We start from the raw sequence: 19,438 nt of genomic DNA, 5'->3' as shown, positions 1-19,438 counted from the left end.
AAGGCTTAAGCATTTCTGCTCTCCATGTAAGCTCCTTTCATGGGAGATACACTGATATTTGTGAAAATATCGAGAATGCCTTGAGTATGAAGCGGAGCTGGTTTATTCCATTGTCTCCGGCGCTCCTGTAGGATCTGATTTATTTCCTCCGGTGTCTGTTGTACGCCGTTTGTTCCTGTAATTTCCAGTATCCGGGCCGGGATATCGATATGAATCAGGTCGCCGTTTTCAACCAAAGCGATAGGGCCTCCTTCGTATGCTTCCGGTGAGACATGGCCGATAGCCGGTCCACGGGTTGCACCGGAGAAGCGTCCGTCGGTAATCAGGGCGATACTTTCTGCCAGTTCCGGATCGGAGGCGATGGCTTCTGTCGTATAGAACATTTCGGGCATGCCGCTTCCTTTAGGACCTTCATAGCGGATAAAAACAGCATCGCCCGGATGAATTTTCTTTTGTAATACAGCTTGTAAAGCCTCCTCTTCCTTATTGAAAACACGGGCGATCAATGTCGCCTGCATCAGGTTGGGAGAGATGGCGGCATGTTTGACAACGGCACCTTCCGGAGCAAGGTTTCCTTTTAATATAGCAATCGCTCCTTGTTTACGGATCGGATTATTGAAAGGCTTGATGATATCGCTTACTTTTACTCCAAGTGCAGGGAGGTATTTCCGGCATCCTTCATAAAAGCCGTTCTGGCGGAGTGTTTCAAGATTTTCTCCCAGGCATTTGCCTGTAACGGTTCGTACATCCAGATTAAGAATGCCTTTAAGTTCTTCCATAATGGCCGGTACACCTCCTGCATACCAGAAATATTCGCCCGGCCAGAATCCACTTGGCCGGATATTCAACAGGAATGGGATCTGTCGATGGATTTCATCTAACAGTTCAGGGGAAAGTTCTAAGCCGAGTTCATGTGCAATAGCTGGCAAATGCAACAGGCTGTTGCTCGAACCGGCTATGGCGGCATGTACCATGATGGCATTTTTAAAGGCGTCGATAGTCAGAATGTCGGCGGGAAACAATTCTTCATTCCCCAATTCGACAGCCCGCTGACCTGCGTAGCGGGAAATATCTTTTAAATAATGTATATGAGTAGGAATCAAGGCTGAACCTGGCAATGCGATACCTAGTGCTTCCGCCATTACCTGCATAGTAGAGGCTGTACCCATAAAAGAGCAGGCTCCACAGGAAGGGCAAGCGTCTTTTTTATAAGCCAGGAATTGTTCTTCGCTGATCTCTTTACGTTCGTATTGTGCGTTATATTTGCCGATCTGCTCCAGTGTGAGCAAGTTGGGACCGGCTTTCATAATGCCTCCGGGAACAAGTACGGCCGGCATATTCAGGCGGGCGATCGCCATTAGGTGGGCCGGGACGGATTTATCGCAACTTGTGATAAATACGCCAGCGTCGAATGGAGTCGCTTTGACATGTATCTCCATCATGGCGGCCATGATATCGCGGGATACAAGTGAATAATTCATGCCATCATGTCCCTGTGCCTCTCCGTCGCAGATATCGGTTACGTAATAATTGGCAGCCCGTCCTCCGGCATCATGAATGCCTTTTCCTGCTTCTTTGACCAGTTTATTCAGATGTGCACTACCGGGATGGCTATGTCCATAACTACTTTCGACAATGATCTGGGGTTTGCTGAGGTCGTCGATGCTCCATCCGCTACCGAGCCTGAGTGAGTCGATTTCCGGGGCCAGTTTACGTAACTCCTGACTTTTCATAAATTATTCTTTTAACTGAAGAACATATGTTCTATTAATATTTTAGTTCCGATACCGATCAGGATCAGTCCACCGATCAGATCGAGTTTCAGGTCGACCTTACGTCCGAAGCGGCTTCCGAAGTATACACCGGAAGCTGACATCAGGAAGGTAACAATCCCGATCAGGGAGGCCTGGATGATAATATCCGATTTGAGGATAGCCAGCGATATACCGATTGCCAGGGCGTCGATACTCGTAGCAATGGCTAACCCGAACAATGTCTTGTTGCAAAGCGGATTGGATTTACAGTCTTCATCCTCTTTCTGGGTACTGTCGTAAATCATTTTACTACCCAAGTATAATAAAAGAATGAAAGCGATCCAGTGGTCGAATGCTGTAATGTATTTCTGGAATCCGACGCCTGCCAGATAGCCAAGAACAGTCATTACTGCCTGTGTGATCCCCATAAAAGAGCCTATCTTAACCATATTACAAACGGTACATTTACGAATCATCGCACCGCCGGTTACAGACACGGCTAAACTATCCATCGATAAACCGATAGCTAGTAACACTATTTCTATAATTGACATATATTAAAAAGTTTCCCTTTTGCTAACCTCTTCGATCGCTTTGCTTCGGAATACGGACAAACTTTCCCGTATCTTATATTTCCGATTCGATCTTATAATTGTTCCGGTTGGGGGCATTTCTGGATATCAACTCTCCGATAAATCCGGCAAGGAACATCTGGGTTCCCAGTATCATTGCGGTAAGTGATATATAGAAATAAGGCGAATTAGTCACAAGCGGACGTAAATCACCTGAAAACATCGAGATCAGTTTCATGCTCAGAACGATTACTAAAGCTATAAAACCGATAAAGAACATAACGCTTCCCCAAAGGCCGAAAAAGTGCATCGGTTTCTTTCCGAACTTGGAAGTAAACCATAGCGTAATCAAATCGAGATAACCGTTCACGAAACGATTTAGTCCGAATTTGGTTGTCCCGTATTTGCGTGCCTGGTGTTGTACTACCTTTTCGGCAATCTTATTGAAACCTGCGATCTTTGCCAGGTAAGGAATATACCGGTGCATATCATTATACACCTCTATATTCTTTATTACAATATTCTTATATGCTTTTAATCCACAATTGAAATCGTGGAGATTGTTTATACCGGAGAATCTACGTGCCGTAGCATTGAACAACTTAGTCGGTATAGTCTTGGATAATGGATCGTACCGCTTCTTTTTCCATCCGGAAACGAGATCATACCCTTCGTCTTTTATCATACGGTAAAGTTCGGGGATCTCGTCGGGGCTGTCTTGCAGGTCAGCATCCATGGTTATGACCACATCTCCTTTGGCGCGCTGGAAACCACAGTGCAATCCGGGGGATTTACCATAGTTGCGACGGAATTTAACACCTCTAACACATGGATTTTTTTGTTGTAACTCTTCGATTACTTCCCATGAGTTGTCCGTACTTCCATCGTTTACAAATATAACTTCGTAAGTAAAGTTGTTTTCTTTCATTACCCGCTCTATCCATGCTTCCAACTCAGGAAGGGATTCGGCTTCGTTATACAACGGAATAACTACTGATATGTCCATTATTTGTTTTGTTTCTCCTTTTATTCTTGTCCGACATTTCCGGTTTCATTATTTCTGCATATAATAGCAGCTACCGGAATTGAAAGTATGATACCGTAAAATATATTGTTAAAGATACCTTGAATCGCCATGTGGATAGGAGTGAAGTTCGTTCTTCCTACAGCCTCCATTACTTCGGTGCTTACCTGCGAATCTTTCAGTACATCTATCATCTGGTTTATCGAGTTAGACAGAAAGTCAGCCGGTGCGATAAACTGGAAAAATACAAAATGTTCCAATGCTACGATCAGAGCGGCAAAGAAATAGAGCATCGTACCGAATCGCCATGCGTGAAAGAAGCTGATTTTTCCACCGATGTCTTGTTTATATCGTTTAGTCAGATAGTAGGCGATAAACGGAACCAGCAATGTTAGTGCCAAATAGACAATATTAAGAGCGGGAATTGTATTGCCGAAAATAAAGAATAGATACTTTATCACCCAGTAAATTCCCATGGCCAGGCCATAAGTCATCGCACTTTTTAATAGTAGACCTTTATTTTCTTCCATCGTATATTGCTGTTTTAAAATTTATATCAGCAAAATTAATCCTTTTGCAAGAATATGCAATTATGATAATAAAAAAAAGAGGAAGTTTACTTAAATAAACTTCCTCTTTTTGAGAGCCTCTTGTCGGATTCGAACCAACGACCCCGAGATTACAAATCACGTGCTCTGGCCAACTGAGCTAAAGAGGCAGGTGGGTAAGCTTACTACATCGCGCCGCTACAACCAAGTACCCTTGCTGCGGTCAAGCCCTGGGGGATTCCGAGGGAGCATGCCGTATAGGACTTACCCGGGTGCAAAAGTAGATATTATTTTTTACAATGCAAGTGTTTTTTCATCTTGTGAGTGATATTTGTTTCTAAGTGGCTGTAAACCTTTTGCTTTCTGGTTGGTTAAAAAATGTATACGATTCTCCAGGCTTGGTATGTCTTGTCGGCAGTTTCTTCTTGATGAAACTTTTGTTTCGTCCGGTAGAAACTTTAGTTTCATTCGGGAGAAACTCTTTTGGGAAAATCGAAGTTGTTTTCTGTTATAAATATGCTCATGCATGAACTTCCGGTAATTATATTTTTTTGAGAGATTAGAGTCTGCTCTGGTATATGTCTAAATAATCTCGTACATTTGTGTCCTAATTTAAAATTCAAAAATAGTAAGAACAATGGGTGGTTTTTTCGGCACTATTTCTAACTCGGCTTGTGCTACCGATTTATTCTATGGCACAGATTACAACTCTCACTTAGGAACCCGCAGAGGCGGTATGGCAACTCTCCATAATGGCGTATTTAAGCGTTCTATCCATAATCTTGAAAATTCTTATTTCCGTACACGTTTTGAAAGTGAACTGGACAAGTTTCAGGGAAACTCCGGTATCGGTATCATCAGTGACACGGATCCTCAACCTATCTTTATTAATTCTCACCTGGGTAAATATGCCGTAGTAACGGTTGCCAAAGTGAATAATATGGATGAGTTGGAGAAAGAACTACTGGATAAAGGTTGTCATTTCTCCGAATTAAGTTCCGGACAGACCAATCAAACAGAATTGATCTCATTACTTATATCTGAAGGAAGAACATTTCTGGAAGGAATAGAACTGGTATTCGAAAAGGTAAAAGGTTCTTGTTCGATGTTGATCCTTACCGAAGACGGTATTATTGCAGCCCGTGATAAATGGGGACGTACGCCGATACTGGTCGGAAAGAAGGAGGGAGCTTATGCAGCCACCAGCGAACCTTGTAGTTTTCCGAATCTGGGATATGAAATAGAATATAATGTAGGACCGGGTGAAATCGTACATCTTACAGCTGATAAGATGACACAATTGCGTAAACCGAATAAAAAGATGCAGGTTTGTTCTTTCTTGTGGGTTTACTATGGATATCCGGTATCTGAATATGAAGGGGTAAATGTAGACGCTTCACGTTATGCCAGCGGTGTTTCGATGGCAAAGAAGGATGAAGTGGAAGCCGATTTCGTATCCGGTATTCCTGATTCGGGTATTGGTATGGCTTTGGGGTATGCTGAAGGAAAGGGAATCCCTTACCGCCGCGCTATTGTGAAATATACACCGACATGGCCTCGTAGCTTTACTCCGGCTAACCAGGCTGTTCGTGACTTGGTTGCTAAAATGAAACTGATTCCAAATCGTGAACTGTTGCGTGGAAAGCGGGTTATCTTCTGTGACGACTCGATTGTACGTGGAACACAGCTTCGCGATAATGTAAATATATTGTACGGATATGGGGCAAAAGAGGTACACATGCGTATCGGATGTCCTCCTATCTTGCATTCATGCCCGTTTGTCGGATTCTCCGCTTCCAAATCTCATCTCGAACTTATTGCCCGCCGGATTGTTAAAGAAATAGAGGGCGATGATGCTAAGAATCTGGATAAGTATGCGGCAACCGGTACTGAACAATATAATAACCTTGTTGAGCGTATCCGTGAACAGCTGAACATCACTACGCTCAAATTTAACACCGTAGAAGATTTAATTCAATCGATCGGCTTGCCTAAGGAATGCGTTTGTACGCATTGCTATGACGGGTCAAGCTGTTTCTAAAAAAACACAGCCTTATGAATCTGACAGAACGATTTTTGAAGTACGTTACGTTCGACACACAGTCGGACGAAGAAACGGGCACAACGCCCAGTACTCCCGGACAGCGGGTGCTTGCCCTTGAATTGGTAAAGGAACTGGAAGCTATTGGCCTGGAAGATATTACCCTGGATGATAATTGCTATCTGATGGCTACTCTTCCGGCTAATACAACAAAAAAAGTGCCGACTATCGGTTTTATTGCGCATCTGGATACCAGTCCGGATATGTCCGGAAAAGATGTAACTCCGCGTATCGTAACCTATAAAGGGGGAGATATCGTGTTGTGTGCTGAAGAGAATGTCGTACTTTCTCCCCTGATGTTTCCTGAGTTGAACGACTATAAAGGACAGGATATTATCGTGACTAACGGTAAGACTTTGCTGGGTGCCGACGATAAGGGGGGAGTGGCCGCTATCATTTCGGCTGTTCAGTATCTGAAGGATCATCCGGAAATCGAACATGGAAAGATTCGTATCGGTTTTACTCCCGATGAAGAGATAGGCCAGGGTGCCGATCATTTTGATGTGGAAAAGTTCGGTTGCGAATGGGCTTATACGATCGATGGTGGACAGATCGGCGAACTGGAATATGAAAACTTCAATGCTGCCGGAGCAAAAGTAACTTTCAAAGGGTTGAATGTTCATCCGGGTTATGCAAAGAATAAAATGTTGAATGCTTCGCTTTTGGCGATCGAGTTCGCTTCGTGGTTGCCTGCATCGCAGCGTCCGGAACATACAACGGGGTATGAAGGCTTTTATCACTTGACTAATATGTCCGGTACCGTGGAAGAGGCTTCTTTGTCTTATATTATCCGCGATCATGTTCGTACATTGTTCGAAGAAAAGAAAGAACAGTTGCGTCTATTGGTAAAACGTATGAATGAAATACATCCGGGTAGTACGACACTCGAACTTCGCGACCAGTATTATAATATGCGTGAGGTGGTTGAACCGAAGAAATATATTGTGGACCTGGCGTTCGAAGCGATGGAAGCTGTCGGTGTAAAGCCGTTGGTAAAGCCGATTCGTGGCGGAACGGACGGTGCCCGTCTGTCGTTTATGGGATTGCCTTGTCCGAATATCTTTGCGGGAGGACTGAATTTCCATGGACGTTATGAGTTCCTTCCGGTCAACTCACTGGAAAAAAGTATGCAAACCATAATAAAAATAACTGAGCTGTTAGCTCAAAAATCTTAAACGAATAATAACATGAAAACAACTCCGTTTACCGATGTGCATATCGCATTGGGAGCAAAAATGCACGAATTTGCCGGCTATAATATGCCTATTGAATATACCGGCATCATCGACGAACACATGACCGTAGTGAATGGTGTAGGTGTGTTTGATGTATCTCATATGGGTGAGTTTTGGGTAAAAGGCCCGAATGCGCTGGCTTTTATTCAGGGTATCACGTCTAATGATGCTTCTGTTTTGCCTTTGGGTAAGGCACAATATACCTGTTTCCCTAATGACAAAGGCGGTATTGTAGATGACTTGCTGGTTTATCATTATGAACCGGAAAAATATCTATTGGTAGTAAATGCCGGTAATATTGCGAAGGACTGGGATTGGTGTGTAAGCCATAACACAGTGGGAGCAGAGCTTGAAAACTCTTCCGACCGTACTGCACAGCTGGCTATCCAGGGACCGAAAGCAACTGAAGTTTTACAGCGTCTTACTTCTGTCAACCTGTCTTCTATTCCTTATTATTCATTCGTGACGGGTGAATTTGCTGGATGTAAGAACGTGATCATATCTAACACGGGTTACACCGGTGCCGGTGGTTTCGAACTATACTTCTATCTGGATGATGCTATGACGATCTGGAATGCTATCTTTGAAGCTGGAAAACCGGAAGGTATTAAACCGGTAGGTCTGGGTGCACGTGATACGCTTCGTCTGGAAATGGGTTTCTGCCTGTATGGAAACGACCTGGATGATACGACTTCTCCGATCGAAGCAGGTCTGGGATGGATCACCAAGTTTGCAGAAGGAAAAGAATTTACCAACCGTGCGGAACTGGAACGTCAGAAGAAAGAAGGCGTAACACGCAAACTGTGTGCATTCGAACTGATAGATAAAGGTATACCCCGTCATGGTTACGAGATTGTAGATGCTGAAGATAATGTGATCGGGGTGGTAACTTCTGGTACAATGTCTCCTGTATTGAAAAAAGGTATCGGTATGGGATATGTGAAACCTGAATATGCCAAGGCTGGTACAGAATTCTTCATAAAAGTACGTAACAGAAATCTGAAAGCTCAGGTGGTGAAAGCTCCGTTCCGTAAATAACCGGAAACGGTTTTTATATAAAGAGGCTGCTTTAAAATATAGCTTTTTCCTGATCAACCGGTCTGAATAAAGTGGTATTTTGAAGCAGTCTCTTTTTTCCTATATTTGTACGATCTTAAATGAATTATTATGATAAAAACAAGCAAATCTCCGCGTATCGAAGCATTGGATATATTCCGGGCATTCACGATGTTTCTTATGCTTTTTGTTAACGATATACCCGGATTGCACGATATCCCTTACTGGTTATTGCATGCCCGTTTTGATGAAGATATGCTGGGCTTCTCTGATACCATTTTTCCAGCTTTCCTGTTTGCTATGGGGATGGCGATACCGTATGCTATTCGTAACCGGATGAAAGCGGGTGATACATTGCCTGAGATTATTACACATATCTTTTGGCGGACGGTTGCCTTGTTACTTATGGGAGTCTATACGGTAAACAGGGATACATTGGATGCTTCGGCAAGCGGAATTTCTTTGCCTAATTTCTCTTTGCTGATGGTTTTGGCCTTTTTCCTGATATGGAGTGTGTATCCTAGAGCGAGTCGGAAGAAAAAATATATGTTTTGGGGGATGAAAGCCGTAGGTATTGCTATTCTGATTTACCTGTTCATTATATATAAAGGTATGGGAGGTGCTTCTTTCTCTCCTCAATGGTGGGGTATATTGGGATTGATCGGATGGACTTATCTGGTTTGTGCTGTAGTTTTTTTGATTACCAGGGAGAGGTTGTTTTTGTTGTCGGTTGTTTTTCTGGCGATAATCGCATGTAGTCTGTTGTCTGCTGACGAAGTATTTAAGGAGTGGACATGGTCGCACTATTTACCTAGCCAGGCAACTTTACATGCTTTTGGTATAGCCGGCATGTGTGCCTCGGTTGTTATGCAGCGTTATGCCGACAAACAATATCCAGGTAAGTTCTTTTTGATTATGGGAATTACAGGAGTTGTTATGTTGGTTGCCGGAGTCTTAGCTCATCAGTATTGGATTATTTCCAAGATACAGGCTACCCCGACATGGCTGTTTTATTGTTGTGCGATTTTCTTCCCTTTGTTTGCATTTGTTTACTGGCTGACGGATGTGAAAGGGCAGAGTCGGTGGTTTGCCTTATTGAAGCCGGCAGGTACTGTTACGCTGACCTGTTATATTATTCCTTATGCCTGGTACAGTATCGAAACATTACTTCATGTACATTATCCGACCTTCCTGCAAGCCGGTATTCCCGGGCTGGTCAAGTCTTTGGTATATTCACTGCTGGTGATCGGTGTGGCAGGATTGTTGAATATGATGAAGATACGTTTAAAAATATAGAACGATAACCTTGCATCTTTCGTATTAAATCAGTTCCTTTGTGATGCTATAAAACATATATTACAGTGTTGCAATTTATCAAAAACTGGATGCTTCCATTGGCTATGCTGACTGGGGCAGTTGCTTATCCATTAATAAGTTATATATCATTTCTGACTCCATATCTGATTTTTACGATGTTGTTGCTTACATTCTGTAAGCTTTCTCCCCGTGATTTGCATATATATCCGGCACATATTTGGCTATTGCTTATCCAGTTGACCGGTTGTTTGATTATTTTTTTTATTGTCCGGCTTTTTAATCCGATAGTAGCAGAAGGGGCTCTGATTTGTGTACTGGCTCCGACGGCAACAGCTGCAGCCGTTATAACCGGGATGTTGGGTGGAAATGTGGCTTTCCTGGCTAGCTATGTGTTTCTTTGTAATGTAGGTGTGGCAGTGGTCGCTCCGTTTCTTTTTTCTTTTTTAGGTACACATAGCGATATGCCTTTCTTTGAATCATTCATGTATATTTGTAAGCAGGTAGGTCCGTTACTTATCCTTCCGTTGGTTTGCGCTTGGGGTATGCAGTATTTTCTTCCTAAATTCCATAAGAAATTATTAAGTATCCATCAATTATCTTTTTATCTTTGGGCAGTAGCTCTGACAATCGTAACCGGAAATACTATTCGTTTTCTGGTGGAACAGAACAATCCGAATTATACGGTAGAGATAAGCCTGGCACTGGTTTCTCTGGTAATTTGTGTCGGACAGTTTTTGTTGGGCAGGCGTATTGGACGGCATTATGGCGATCCGGTATCTTCCGGACAGGGATTAGGACAGAAGAATACGATCCTGGCTATCTGGATGGCTCAGGTGTATCTGGATCCTATATCATCGGTTGCTCCGGCTGCATATGTTTTGTGGCAAAACATTATTAATTCATATCAGCTTTGGAGACAGAATCGTATAAAAACAAATAAATAATCATAGGATAGAATAATGGAAATAATAAATAATAGGAATATATGAGATTAAGCGATGAATGGTTCACTGCATTGTCGGAAAACGAGTCTGGTAATCTGGTAACAATCTATGGCCGTGATGAACTGACTGAGTTTATCCGATCCGGGAAATTCAAGGAACGTGTAGAGATCACCTGGAAATATGAAGGGGATGAAAAAGGAATGCCTGGCGATACACTTGCTGAACAAATGGAAAATGTTCAGGAGGTATTGAAGAAAGCCATGGAAAAAGATAAATTGTCTATCCTGACTGCTGTATATACCGGAGCGGGAGAGAAGATTTGGGTATTCTATACCCGTACTGTTCGTGTCTTTGGAGAACGATTGAACGAAGCACTGGCTTCATTTGAATTGCTTCCAATTTCTATTTATACAGAAATTGATCCTGAATGGGAGGAATATTTGGATATGTATGAGATGAAGCAATGGGCTGTCGATTGAAATAATTATACAAAAGACGTCAGACGAAAGCTCTTCAAGAGTTTTACAAACCGGCCCCAAGTAGAAGCTTTGGGGCTTTTTTATATATAAAAAGACCTAGTGAAAATTGATATTATGGGTGTATTCATGTAAGAATGCTTTAAAATGTGTTTAATAACACATGTTTTGATATTTGATTAATCGATTAACTTACCTATGTTTGCAAATAGATGGAAAAATATTTTTTTTGCTTATTTAGTTAATCGTTTAATTTGTATTTGAGAAGCTACTGAATTAGAAAAAATATTATATCCTGTTTGGTTAATCGTTTAATTGTATACTAATTTATATATCATGAAAAGTTGTTATCCTAAAATCGGTATTCGTCCAATAATTGATGGACGGCGCCGCGGTATCCGTGAGTCATTGGAAGAAATGACAATGGGGCTAGCTATTCGCGTTGCCCAACTGTATAGTGAAACACTTCATTATCCGGATGGCTCTCCTGTTGAATGTGTTATTGCTGATACTTGTATCGGTGGAGTAAAAGAAGCTGCTAATTGTGCAGAGAAATTTGAAAAGGAAGGGGTAGGACTTTCTTTATCTGTTACACCTTGTTGGTGTTATGGTTCTGAAACGATCGATATGAATCCTTTGATCCCGAAAGCTATTTGGGGATTTAATGCGACTGAACGTCCGGGAGCTGTTTACCTCGCTGCAGCTCTGGCTGCTCATAATCAGAAAGGTTTACCTGCTTTTGGTATTTATGGTAAGGATGTTCAGGAAGTAACGGATACAGAAATTCCATCAGATGTAAAAGAAAAGTTATTGCGTTTTGCTAAAGCAGGCCTGGCTGTTGCTATGATGCGTGGTAAATCGTATTTGGCTATAGGTTCTGTTTCTATGGGGATTGCTGGCTCTATTGTGAATCCGGATTTTTTGCAGGAATATTTGGGAATGCGTACGGAGTATGTCGATTGTTCGGAACTGCTAAGGCGTATTCAATTGAATATTTATGATAAAGATGAATACGAGAAAGCATTGGAGTGGACAAAGAAAAATTGTATGCCTCGGGAAGGAGAAGATTATAATCCGGAGTCCATTCGAAAAACGCGTGAACAAAAAGATTCGGACTGGGAGTTTGTTGTTAAGATGACGATTATAATGCGTGACCTGATGTTTGGAAATTCTAAACTATGGGATATGGGATATGAAGAAGAGGCTATGGGACATAATGCTATTGTCGGCGGATTCCAGGGACAACGGCAGTGGACTGACTTTTTACCTAACGGTGATTTTTCTGAAGCTATTTTAAACTCATCATTCGATTGGAACGGAAAAAGAGCTCCTATACCATTTGCTACGGAAGATGATCATTTGAACGGTATATCTATGTTGTTCGGTTATTTATTGACAAATCGTGCGCAGATATTTTCAGATGTTAGGACGTATTGGAGTCCGGAAGCAATAGAACGTGTGAGTGGTTGGAAACCTGACGGTCTTTTAGCTGACGGAGCTATTCATTTAATCAACTCTGGTTCGACGACACTGGATGGAACCGGGCAACAGGAAGATGAAAATGGTTTACCTGTAATGAAGCCGTATTGGGAAATAACAGATAAAGAAGTCGATAAGATGCTGGAAGCTACAACTTGGTATCCGGCTTCTCTTGAGTATTTCCGTGGTAACGGATATTCTTCAAACTTCCTTACCCGTTCGGGAATGCCGGTAACTATGTGTCGTCTGAATCTGGTGAAAGGTTTAGGTCCGGTATTGCAGATTGCAGAAGGATGGACTGCTACATTTCCGGATCATGTTTTTGATATTATTAATAAACGGACAGATAAAACCTGGCCATCCACATTCTTTGTACCGAGAGTGACAGGAGAAGGACATTTCAAAAATGTATATTCTGTAATGAACTATTGGGGAGCAAACCATGGGGCTATCAGTTACGGACATATAGGTGCGGATCTGATTTCTTTGGCTTCCATATTATCTATACCTGTATGTATGCATAATGTAGAGGAGGATAAGATTTTCCGTCCTTCTGCCTGGAATGCATTCGGCTCTGATCCGGAAGGAGCAGATTATCGTGCATGTGAAAATTTTGGACCATTATATAAATAATCATCTATGCTTACTAAACCATTAAGAGGTATTATACCTCCAGTTATTACTCCAATGATCGATAATGATACGTTAGATATCATTGGATTGGAAAATCTCCTGAATCGTATGATAAAGGGAGGTGTGTCAGGTGTATTCATTTTGGGTACAAGCGGTGAAGCCCAGAATATCAGTTACAATGTGAGAAAAGAATTGATAAAGGAAACCTGTCGTGTTGTGGCGAAACGTATTCCTGTTTTAGTTGGAATTACGGATACGAGTTTTTCTGAATCTTTATCTTTAGCGGCCTGTGCAGCTCGTAATGGTGCTGATGCTTTGGTTGCAGCTCCTCCTTATTATTTTGCTCCCGGACAGGCTGAACTGATTCAGTATTATAACGATTTAGCGAATCAACTGCCTTTACCGCTGTTCCTTTATAATATGCCTTCTCATGTTAAGGTTATGATTGAACCGGAAACGGTCCTGGCTTTATCGGAGAATCCGAATATTATAGGGTTGAAAGATAGTTCTGCTAATGGCGTCTATTTTCAGAAACTGATATATTTATTCAGGAACAATCCTGAGTTTACGTTATTATGTGGTCCAGAGGAAATGACGGCTGAAGTTGTTTTGATGGGAGGTCATGGCGGGGTGAACGGAGGTGCAAATCTCTTCCCGGAATTATATGTGGCTCTTTATGATGCTGCAGCGAATAAAGATTTTGAGAAATTAGCCGAATTACAACAACAGGTGTTGAAGATAAGTCTTTCCTTATATAATATCGGGAAATATGCTTCCAGCTATATAAAGGGAGTGAAGACTGCTTTAAACCTGATGGGAGTTTGTAGTGATTATATGGCGGAACCGTTCCATAAATTCAAAGAAACGGAGAGGGAAATAGTAAGAAAGAGTTTAATGGATTTGAATATTAAAATCTAAAATTTATGAAGCAAATCTTTTATTCTTTAATCGTAGTAATTCTTTTTTGTATGATGGGCTGTAAGTCGGAAAAGAAAAAATCATCAGAACTGTCTGCACAATATGTGTCGGAATGGATTTCCAGATCCGGTTGGTATAAAGAGTTGAAAATGAAACCGGACAAGAATGTCAATCAGGAATTGTTTGTTTTACAAAATGAACGAAACATAAAAGCGTGGCAGGTTGCATTTGATTTTCTTAGAAGAAATGATCTGAATGAATTAGCTCTTGGGCGATATGATTTATCTAATGACGGAACTTATGCTACAGTATCTGAATACGAGACAAAGGAACATGAGACGGCAAGATATGAAGCGCATCGGAAGTATATAGATATTCAATATGTTTCAAAAGGAGAGGAGTATATTGATCTCTTACCGATGGATGAAATAACAGAGAGGCAAGATTATGATGAGCAGGCTGATATTATGTTTTTTGATGGTAAACCCGGAACACGTTTGTATGCAAATAAAGAACAGTTCTTTGTTTTTTTTCCGGATGATGTGCATAGGCCGTGTTTAAAAATAGATACAGCAGCAATGGTTAGAAAAATTGTAGTGAAAATACCTTGGAGTGATTGAGAGAGGCAATCTCCTTAAATCTCATACCTAATACTTAATTCTTTATATAGTAACCTATTCAAAATGTATTATGAAAACTGATTTTTACAAGAAGAGTAATGCGTTTATCGCTTTATTTTTTATGTTGGCAAGTCCTGCTATAGTGTTAGCAGAGAATCCTGGTAAATCCCAGGATATTAGTGAAATGGCAATTGATGTTGTACTGCAGCAAAAGAAGGTGTCGGGAGTTGTTGTTGATAAGAGTGGACAACCTGTAACCGGAGCAAATGTAGTAGAAAAAGGAACAACGAACGGGACGATAACGGATATTAATGGTGGTTTTTCTTTAGAAGCTTCCCCTAATGCCGTTTTACAAATTTCTTTTATCGGATATAATTCTCAAAATATACCGATAGGTGATGGAAAAAATCTTCGGGTTGTGTTGACTGAAGATTCTCAAAAGATAGATGAAGTTGTGGTCGTGGCTTATGGAGCTCAAAAGAAGGTCAATTTGACAGGTGCGGTAGCTTCTGTTAATTCAGAAGAGATCCAAAACAGATCGTATACGAATGTTCAACAAGCAATTCAGGGACAAATACCAGGTTTGACAGTGACTCAAACAGGAGGTCAGCCAGGTAATGAAACGATGAATATGAGTATTCGTGGTAAAAGTACATTCAGTTCGAATGATCCGTTGGTTATTGTCGATGGGCAGGCCATTTCTATGGCAAACCTGAATCCACAAGATATTGAGAGTGTGACGGTGCTGAAAGATGCTGCCGCAGCTGCTATTTATGGAGCCAGGGCATCCGGTGGTGTTATTTTAGTAACGACTAAAAAAGGAAAGGCTGGGAAAATACGTGTTTCTTATGATGGCTATGTCGGTGTGCAGGATGCTACAACATATCCTAAAATGGTAAATGCTTATGATCATGCCCGTTTATTCAGAGAGGCTGAGTATAATGATAATCCGAATACAACAACTTATACCTGGTCTGAAGAACAGGTTGAAGAGTTTCGTACCGGTAAGAAACCGAGTGCAAACAGGCCTGATTATTTATTCGATCCATCGGTCCAGACTCAGCATAATGTAACAGTGTCTGGTGGTAGTGAAAAGAATACCTTCTTATTCTCTTTCGGATATTTGTATCAGGACGGTATTATGAAAAATACAAGTTTTAGTCGTTTGAATTTCAGAGTAAATGATCAGTATAAAATTACAGATAAACTAACTGCTGAAGTCATTTTAAATTTTATGCCATCGACTAGACGTGCTCCTTCTACTGCAACTTATCCTAGTGGACCTACACGTAATTTGGGTGATATAATTTCTTCCGCATACAGGCGTCCATCAGCATTACCTATTTTTACGGAAGATGGACAATGGGCTTCAGTAACAGCCTGGGCAAACCGTTTTGGTTTGGCTTCGGAAGACGGAGGTTTCCAAAATAGAAAGTTTAACCGCATGAATGGTTCATTATCTTTGACATGGAATATTTTAGACGGATTGAATTTGAAAGGTACTTATTTTGGCAAATATGACCCGACGCGTGAGATCAATTATAGTAAACGAATGCAATTTATCAGTCCTGAAGATTGCAAAACTGTTGATTTTGATTATAGTACAAACTCAATGACTGTTTTTAACCAGTCTAATTATGAACATAACCTGCAAGCTCTTCTTACATACGATAAGGTGTTTGCAAAAGACCATGATTTAAAAGTTCTGGCAGGTGCGTCTATGGAGTGGAATAAAGATTACCAGGAAACAGTTGGTAGACGAGATTTTTTGACAGATGATATTTATGTAATAAATGCCGGTAGTGCTGATCCGAATGTTTGGACAACTTCAGGTACAGCCTCAGACTGGGCTATCGCATCCTTCTTTGGTCGCGTCAATTATTCATGGAAAGGAAGATATCTGGCAGAAGCAAATTTACGTTATGATGGTTCTTCTCGTTTTTCATCAAAAGTAAGATGGGGTATATTCCCAGCCTTTTCAGCAGGATGGCGTATTTCTGAAGAGCCATTTTTCCGAGCAAAGGATTATATTTCGAACCTGAAGCTGAGGGTTTCATGGGGACAGGCTGGTAACCAAAATACATCTGCTCTCTATCAGCATTATTCCACTATTTCGACATCTGCTTATTATTTCGGAGGGCTTTCTCATACAAGTGCGTATTATACAAAATCTATAAATGATAGATTGACATGGGAAACAAAAACAACAACCAATATTGGTATGGATGTATCATTCCTTAATGATAAATTCTCTTTGTCTTTAGATGGTTTTAAAGACCGCACTTCCGATATTTTGATGACTCCGGTTGTTCCGGATACTTATGGAATGAGCGCACCGATTATGAATGTCGGAGTTGTTGATAATATAGGTTGGGAAGCAATGTTCTCTTACCGGGATCATAAAAACGATTTTAGATGGGGAGTGACTCTGCAGGTTTCAGATGCCAAGAATAAGGTGAAAGAAATGATCGGTAGTCCGGTAATCAGTGGCAATTATATAACCGAAGTGGGACATGAAATGAATGAATGGTATGGTTGGAAATGCGAAGGCATTTTCTCCAGTGATGAAGAAGTCGAAAATCATGCATTTCAAAATATAAAAACAGGAATTGGCGATTTAATGTATCAGGATACGGATGGTAACAAAACCGTAAATGCTAACGATCGTGTTCGTTTAGGTAGTTCTCGTCCCAGATTCCCTTTTGGTATCAATCTTGATTTTGGATGGAAAGGTATTGATTTGAATATCTTCTTGCAAGGGGTGGCTTCCCAGAAAACATATATCAATAGTTATGGTGGTCTTCCTTTACCGGAAAGTTTAGGATCTCTTCAGGAACATCATATGGATCGTTGGCATCAGGATGATAATGGAACCTGGATAGCTGGTAAGTACCCTAAACTGAGAATTGGAGGCATAAATGTCGGTAGTTTCTCTTCTTTCTGGCTACAGAATTCAGCTTATCTGAGAGCAAAAAATATTCAAATAGGCTATACCCTTCCTGAAAGTTTTGTAAAGAAATTGTCAATGGAGCATATTCGCTTTTATCTGAATGCGGAGAACTTGTTTACATTTACCAAAATGAAAGGAGTTGACCCTGAATCGCCTGTCGGTAATGGTAATATGTATCCGTTAACCAAAGTATGTTCTTTTGGTGTCAATGTATCGTTTTAATAGTATAACCTAAATATAATACAGATATGAAACTTTTGAATAAAATATATTTGCTGGGTATCGGATTGAGCTTGATGTCTTGCTCTGATTTTTTAGAAACACCGCCTTTGGCAAACCCATCCGATGCAACATTCTGGACTTCGTATGACCGGGCTGAAATGTGGGTAAATAATGCATATAAAGATTTACCCGGTTGGCAGGATTATTCTTTTGAACCGATGAGTGATAATAGTGCCGGACCTGGACGTGGAAACTGTAATCTGGTAGCTAACGGAACTTTTGAATCGACTACGAATATTGTTTCTTATAAGTGGGGATATACCTATATCCGCCATTGTCTGGAACTATTGAATAAACTTGAAATTATACCCAATCTGACTGCAGAACAGAAAAATAATTTAGCAGGACAGGCCCGTTTTATTATTGCGATGCGTTATTTTGAGATGATCACTTTATATCGGGATGTACCGTTGGTTACTACGGTGTTGTCTATGGAAGAAAGTGATATTGAAAAGTCTCCAAAAGAAGAAATCTTGAAATATTTGCTTGAACAATTGAATTTAGCAATAGAGGAACTTCCTGTATCCTGGCCTGCTTCAGATGCTGGTCGTGCGACTAAAGGGGCTGCTCTGGCTCTGAAATCCCGTGTATTATTATATAATGAACGATGGAGCGAAGCGGCAGAAGCAGCTAAGGGGGTTATGGACTTGAATGCTTATGAATTGCATCCGAATTATGAGGAGCTGTTTCTTACAGCATTTAATAATCAGACTAAGGAAGTTATTCTGGCTCGCCAATATGCAGAAAATCTGGAAACCCACACAATGTGTTTCGCACACGGATTTTATACGATCGGTGGTTCCAGTTTATCTATGCCGTTACCGGATCTGGTAAATTCTTATGAATGTTCTGATGGTTTGCCAATAACGGAATCTCCCTTGTTCGATTCTCAGAACCCCTGGGAAAATAGAGATCCTCGTTTTAAAATGAACTTTATTCTCCCCTTTGAAACGTTTGCAGGTGTAACCTATGATCCGATTAATAACCAACATGACGGACTTGCTGCAAAAACTTATGTCTATTTTAGAAAATATATAGGCGATATGTATACTCAACAACGTTCTATGTGGGTAAATTGGATTATATTCCGTTATGCAGATGTTTTATTAATGTATGCAGAAGCTAAAAATGAGGCTTCCGGACCTGACACCTCAATTTATGATGCATTGGATCAAATCCGGAAAAGAGCAGGTATGCCGGTTGTGGATAGAAACAGATATAATACGAAAGAAAAATTGAGAGATTTTATCAGGAATGAACGTCGTGTTGAATTAGCGGGAGAGGGCTTACGTTATTATGATATTTTGCGTTGGAGAATTGCAGAGAAGGTATTGAATAAAGAAATTGTAAGCTATGAAATACCTGGAGTTCTCCCTCTTAAGATTATTGAGACAAGAGTATTTAATCCTAACAAACATTATGTATGGCCGATTCCTCAGTCTGCAATTGATAAGGCTAAGAATTTGGTTCAGCATTCTGAATGGCTGAAATAGATCAATGTGTAATAAAGAGCAGTTTAACAAGCTGGT

General features: G+C 40.9%; 15 protein-coding genes and 1 tRNA gene. 11 read left to right on the top strand and 5 right to left on the bottom strand.

From position 1 onward, the window contains the following. Positions 1-5: 5 nt before the first annotated feature. The 5 genes from ilvD to BQ7394_RS15230 all read right to left on the bottom strand — a co-directional run bounded on the left by ilvD (position 6) and on the right by BQ7394_RS15230 (position 4,068). Positions 6-1,733, bottom strand: coding sequence for a dihydroxy-acid dehydratase (ilvD, locus tag BQ7394_RS15250; protein ID WP_075558217.1), 1,728 nt, complete (start codon positions 1,731-1,733; stop codon positions 6-8). 11 nt (positions 1,734-1,744) lie between these two features. After that, positions 1,745-2,308: a manganese efflux pump MntP gene (locus tag BQ7394_RS15245; protein ID WP_075558216.1), complete on the bottom strand. Its 564-nt coding sequence runs from the start codon at positions 2,306-2,308 to the stop codon at positions 1,745-1,747. A 73-nt stretch (positions 2,309-2,381) separates the two neighbouring features. Beyond that, the gene (locus BQ7394_RS15240) at positions 2,382-3,332 is read right to left on the bottom strand and encodes a glycosyltransferase family 2 protein (RefSeq protein ID WP_075558215.1); all 951 of its coding nucleotides are present in this window, start codon (positions 3,330-3,332) and stop codon (positions 2,382-2,384) included. A gap of 20 nt (positions 3,333-3,352) precedes the next feature. Beyond that, entirely contained in the window at positions 3,353-3,880 is a 528-nt protein-coding gene (locus tag BQ7394_RS15235; RefSeq protein WP_075558214.1) for a DUF4199 domain-containing protein, read from the bottom strand. Between the two features lie 114 nt (positions 3,881-3,994). Further along, positions 3,995-4,068 (bottom strand) — tRNA-Thr (locus BQ7394_RS15230). 467 nt (positions 4,069-4,535) lie between these two features. Here BQ7394_RS15230 and BQ7394_RS15220 point away from each other — a divergent pair. The 11 genes from BQ7394_RS15220 to BQ7394_RS15170 all read left to right on the top strand — a co-directional run bounded on the left by BQ7394_RS15220 (position 4,536) and on the right by BQ7394_RS15170 (position 19,402). Continuing rightward, positions 4,536-5,939 carry an amidophosphoribosyltransferase gene (locus tag BQ7394_RS15220; protein WP_075558212.1) on the top strand — a complete coding sequence of 468 codons (1,404 nt, stop codon included), beginning with the start codon at positions 4,536-4,538 and terminating at the stop codon, positions 5,937-5,939. Positions 5,940-5,953: 14 nt separating this feature from the next. Continuing rightward, a complete protein-coding gene (pepT, locus tag BQ7394_RS15215; protein WP_075558211.1) occupies positions 5,954-7,174 on the top strand; it encodes a peptidase T in 1,221 nt (406 codons plus the stop codon). A 12-nt stretch (positions 7,175-7,186) separates the two neighbouring features. Next, positions 7,187-8,272: a glycine cleavage system aminomethyltransferase GcvT gene (gene gcvT, locus BQ7394_RS15210; protein WP_075558210.1), complete on the top strand. Its 1,086-nt coding sequence runs from the start codon at positions 7,187-7,189 to the stop codon at positions 8,270-8,272. A 132-nt stretch (positions 8,273-8,404) separates the two neighbouring features. Beyond that, entirely contained in the window at positions 8,405-9,586 is a 1,182-nt protein-coding gene (locus BQ7394_RS15205) for a DUF5009 domain-containing protein (protein ID WP_394333715.1), read from the top strand. Between the two features lie 65 nt (positions 9,587-9,651). Beyond that, positions 9,652-10,551 carry a bile acid:sodium symporter family protein gene (locus tag BQ7394_RS15200; RefSeq protein WP_075558208.1) on the top strand — a complete coding sequence of 300 codons (900 nt, stop codon included), beginning with the start codon at positions 9,652-9,654 and terminating at the stop codon, positions 10,549-10,551. Positions 10,552-10,592: 41 nt separating this feature from the next. Continuing rightward, positions 10,593-11,030, top strand: a complete 438-nt coding sequence (locus BQ7394_RS15195; RefSeq protein WP_075558207.1) for a DUF695 domain-containing protein — start codon at positions 10,593-10,595, stop codon at positions 11,028-11,030. A gap of 333 nt (positions 11,031-11,363) precedes the next feature. After that, the gene (locus tag BQ7394_RS15190; protein ID WP_075560054.1) at positions 11,364-13,139 is read left to right on the top strand and encodes an L-fucose isomerase; all 1,776 of its coding nucleotides are present in this window, start codon (positions 11,364-11,366) and stop codon (positions 13,137-13,139) included. 6 nt (positions 13,140-13,145) lie between these two features. Then, entirely contained in the window at positions 13,146-14,057 is a 912-nt protein-coding gene (locus BQ7394_RS15185; protein WP_075558206.1) for a dihydrodipicolinate synthase family protein, read from the top strand. A gap of 5 nt (positions 14,058-14,062) precedes the next feature. Further along, positions 14,063-14,677, top strand: coding sequence for a NanQ anomerase/TabA/YiaL family protein (locus BQ7394_RS15180; protein ID WP_082211958.1), 615 nt, complete (start codon positions 14,063-14,065; stop codon positions 14,675-14,677). Positions 14,678-14,747: 70 nt separating this feature from the next. Next, positions 14,748-17,849, top strand: coding sequence for a SusC/RagA family TonB-linked outer membrane protein (locus tag BQ7394_RS15175; RefSeq protein WP_082211955.1), 3,102 nt, complete (start codon positions 14,748-14,750; stop codon positions 17,847-17,849). A gap of 26 nt (positions 17,850-17,875) precedes the next feature. Further along, positions 17,876-19,402 (top strand): RagB/SusD family nutrient uptake outer membrane protein, encoded by a 1,527-nt coding sequence (locus BQ7394_RS15170; RefSeq protein ID WP_075558204.1) that lies wholly within the window; start codon positions 17,876-17,878, stop codon positions 19,400-19,402. Positions 19,403-19,438: the final 36 nt, after the last annotated feature.

The sequence above is a fragment of the Parabacteroides timonensis genome (genome assembly GCF_900128505.1).
GTDB lineage: Bacteria > Bacteroidota > Bacteroidia > Bacteroidales > Tannerellaceae > Parabacteroides > Parabacteroides timonensis.
The sequence above is the reverse complement of the archived record's forward strand: the minus strand, read 5'-3'. Positions and strand labels throughout refer to the sequence as shown.

Excerpts from the sequence above, each read along its gene's own strand:
- BQ7394_RS15245 (WP_075558216.1), bottom strand. The coding sequence starts at position 2,308 with ATGTCAATTATAGAAATAGTGTTACTAGCTATCGGTTTATCGATGGAT.
- BQ7394_RS15220 (WP_075558212.1), top strand. The coding sequence starts at position 4,536 with ATGGGTGGTTTTTTCGGCACTATTTCTAACTCGGCTTGTGCTACCGAT.
- BQ7394_RS15235 (WP_075558214.1), bottom strand. The coding sequence starts at position 3,880 with ATGGAAGAAAATAAAGGTCTACTATTAAAAAGTGCGATGACTTATGGC.
- BQ7394_RS15180 (WP_082211958.1), top strand. The coding sequence starts at position 14,063 with ATGAAGCAAATCTTTTATTCTTTAATCGTAGTAATTCTTTTTTGTATG.
- BQ7394_RS15190 (WP_075560054.1), top strand. The coding sequence starts at position 11,364 with ATGAAAAGTTGTTATCCTAAAATCGGTATTCGTCCAATAATTGATGGA.
- BQ7394_RS15175 (WP_082211955.1), top strand. The coding sequence starts at position 14,748 with ATGAAAACTGATTTTTACAAGAAGAGTAATGCGTTTATCGCTTTATTT.
- pepT (WP_075558211.1), top strand. The coding sequence starts at position 5,954 with ATGAATCTGACAGAACGATTTTTGAAGTACGTTACGTTCGACACACAG.
- BQ7394_RS15195 (WP_075558207.1), top strand. The coding sequence starts at position 10,593 with ATGAGATTAAGCGATGAATGGTTCACTGCATTGTCGGAAAACGAGTCT.
- BQ7394_RS15170 (WP_075558204.1), top strand. The coding sequence starts at position 17,876 with ATGAAACTTTTGAATAAAATATATTTGCTGGGTATCGGATTGAGCTTG.
- BQ7394_RS15240 (WP_075558215.1), bottom strand. The coding sequence starts at position 3,332 with ATGGACATATCAGTAGTTATTCCGTTGTATAACGAAGCCGAATCCCTT.
- ilvD (WP_075558217.1), bottom strand. The coding sequence starts at position 1,733 with ATGAAAAGTCAGGAGTTACGTAAACTGGCCCCGGAAATCGACTCACTC.
- BQ7394_RS15185 (WP_075558206.1), top strand. The coding sequence starts at position 13,146 with ATGCTTACTAAACCATTAAGAGGTATTATACCTCCAGTTATTACTCCA.
- gcvT (WP_075558210.1), top strand. The coding sequence starts at position 7,187 with ATGAAAACAACTCCGTTTACCGATGTGCATATCGCATTGGGAGCAAAA.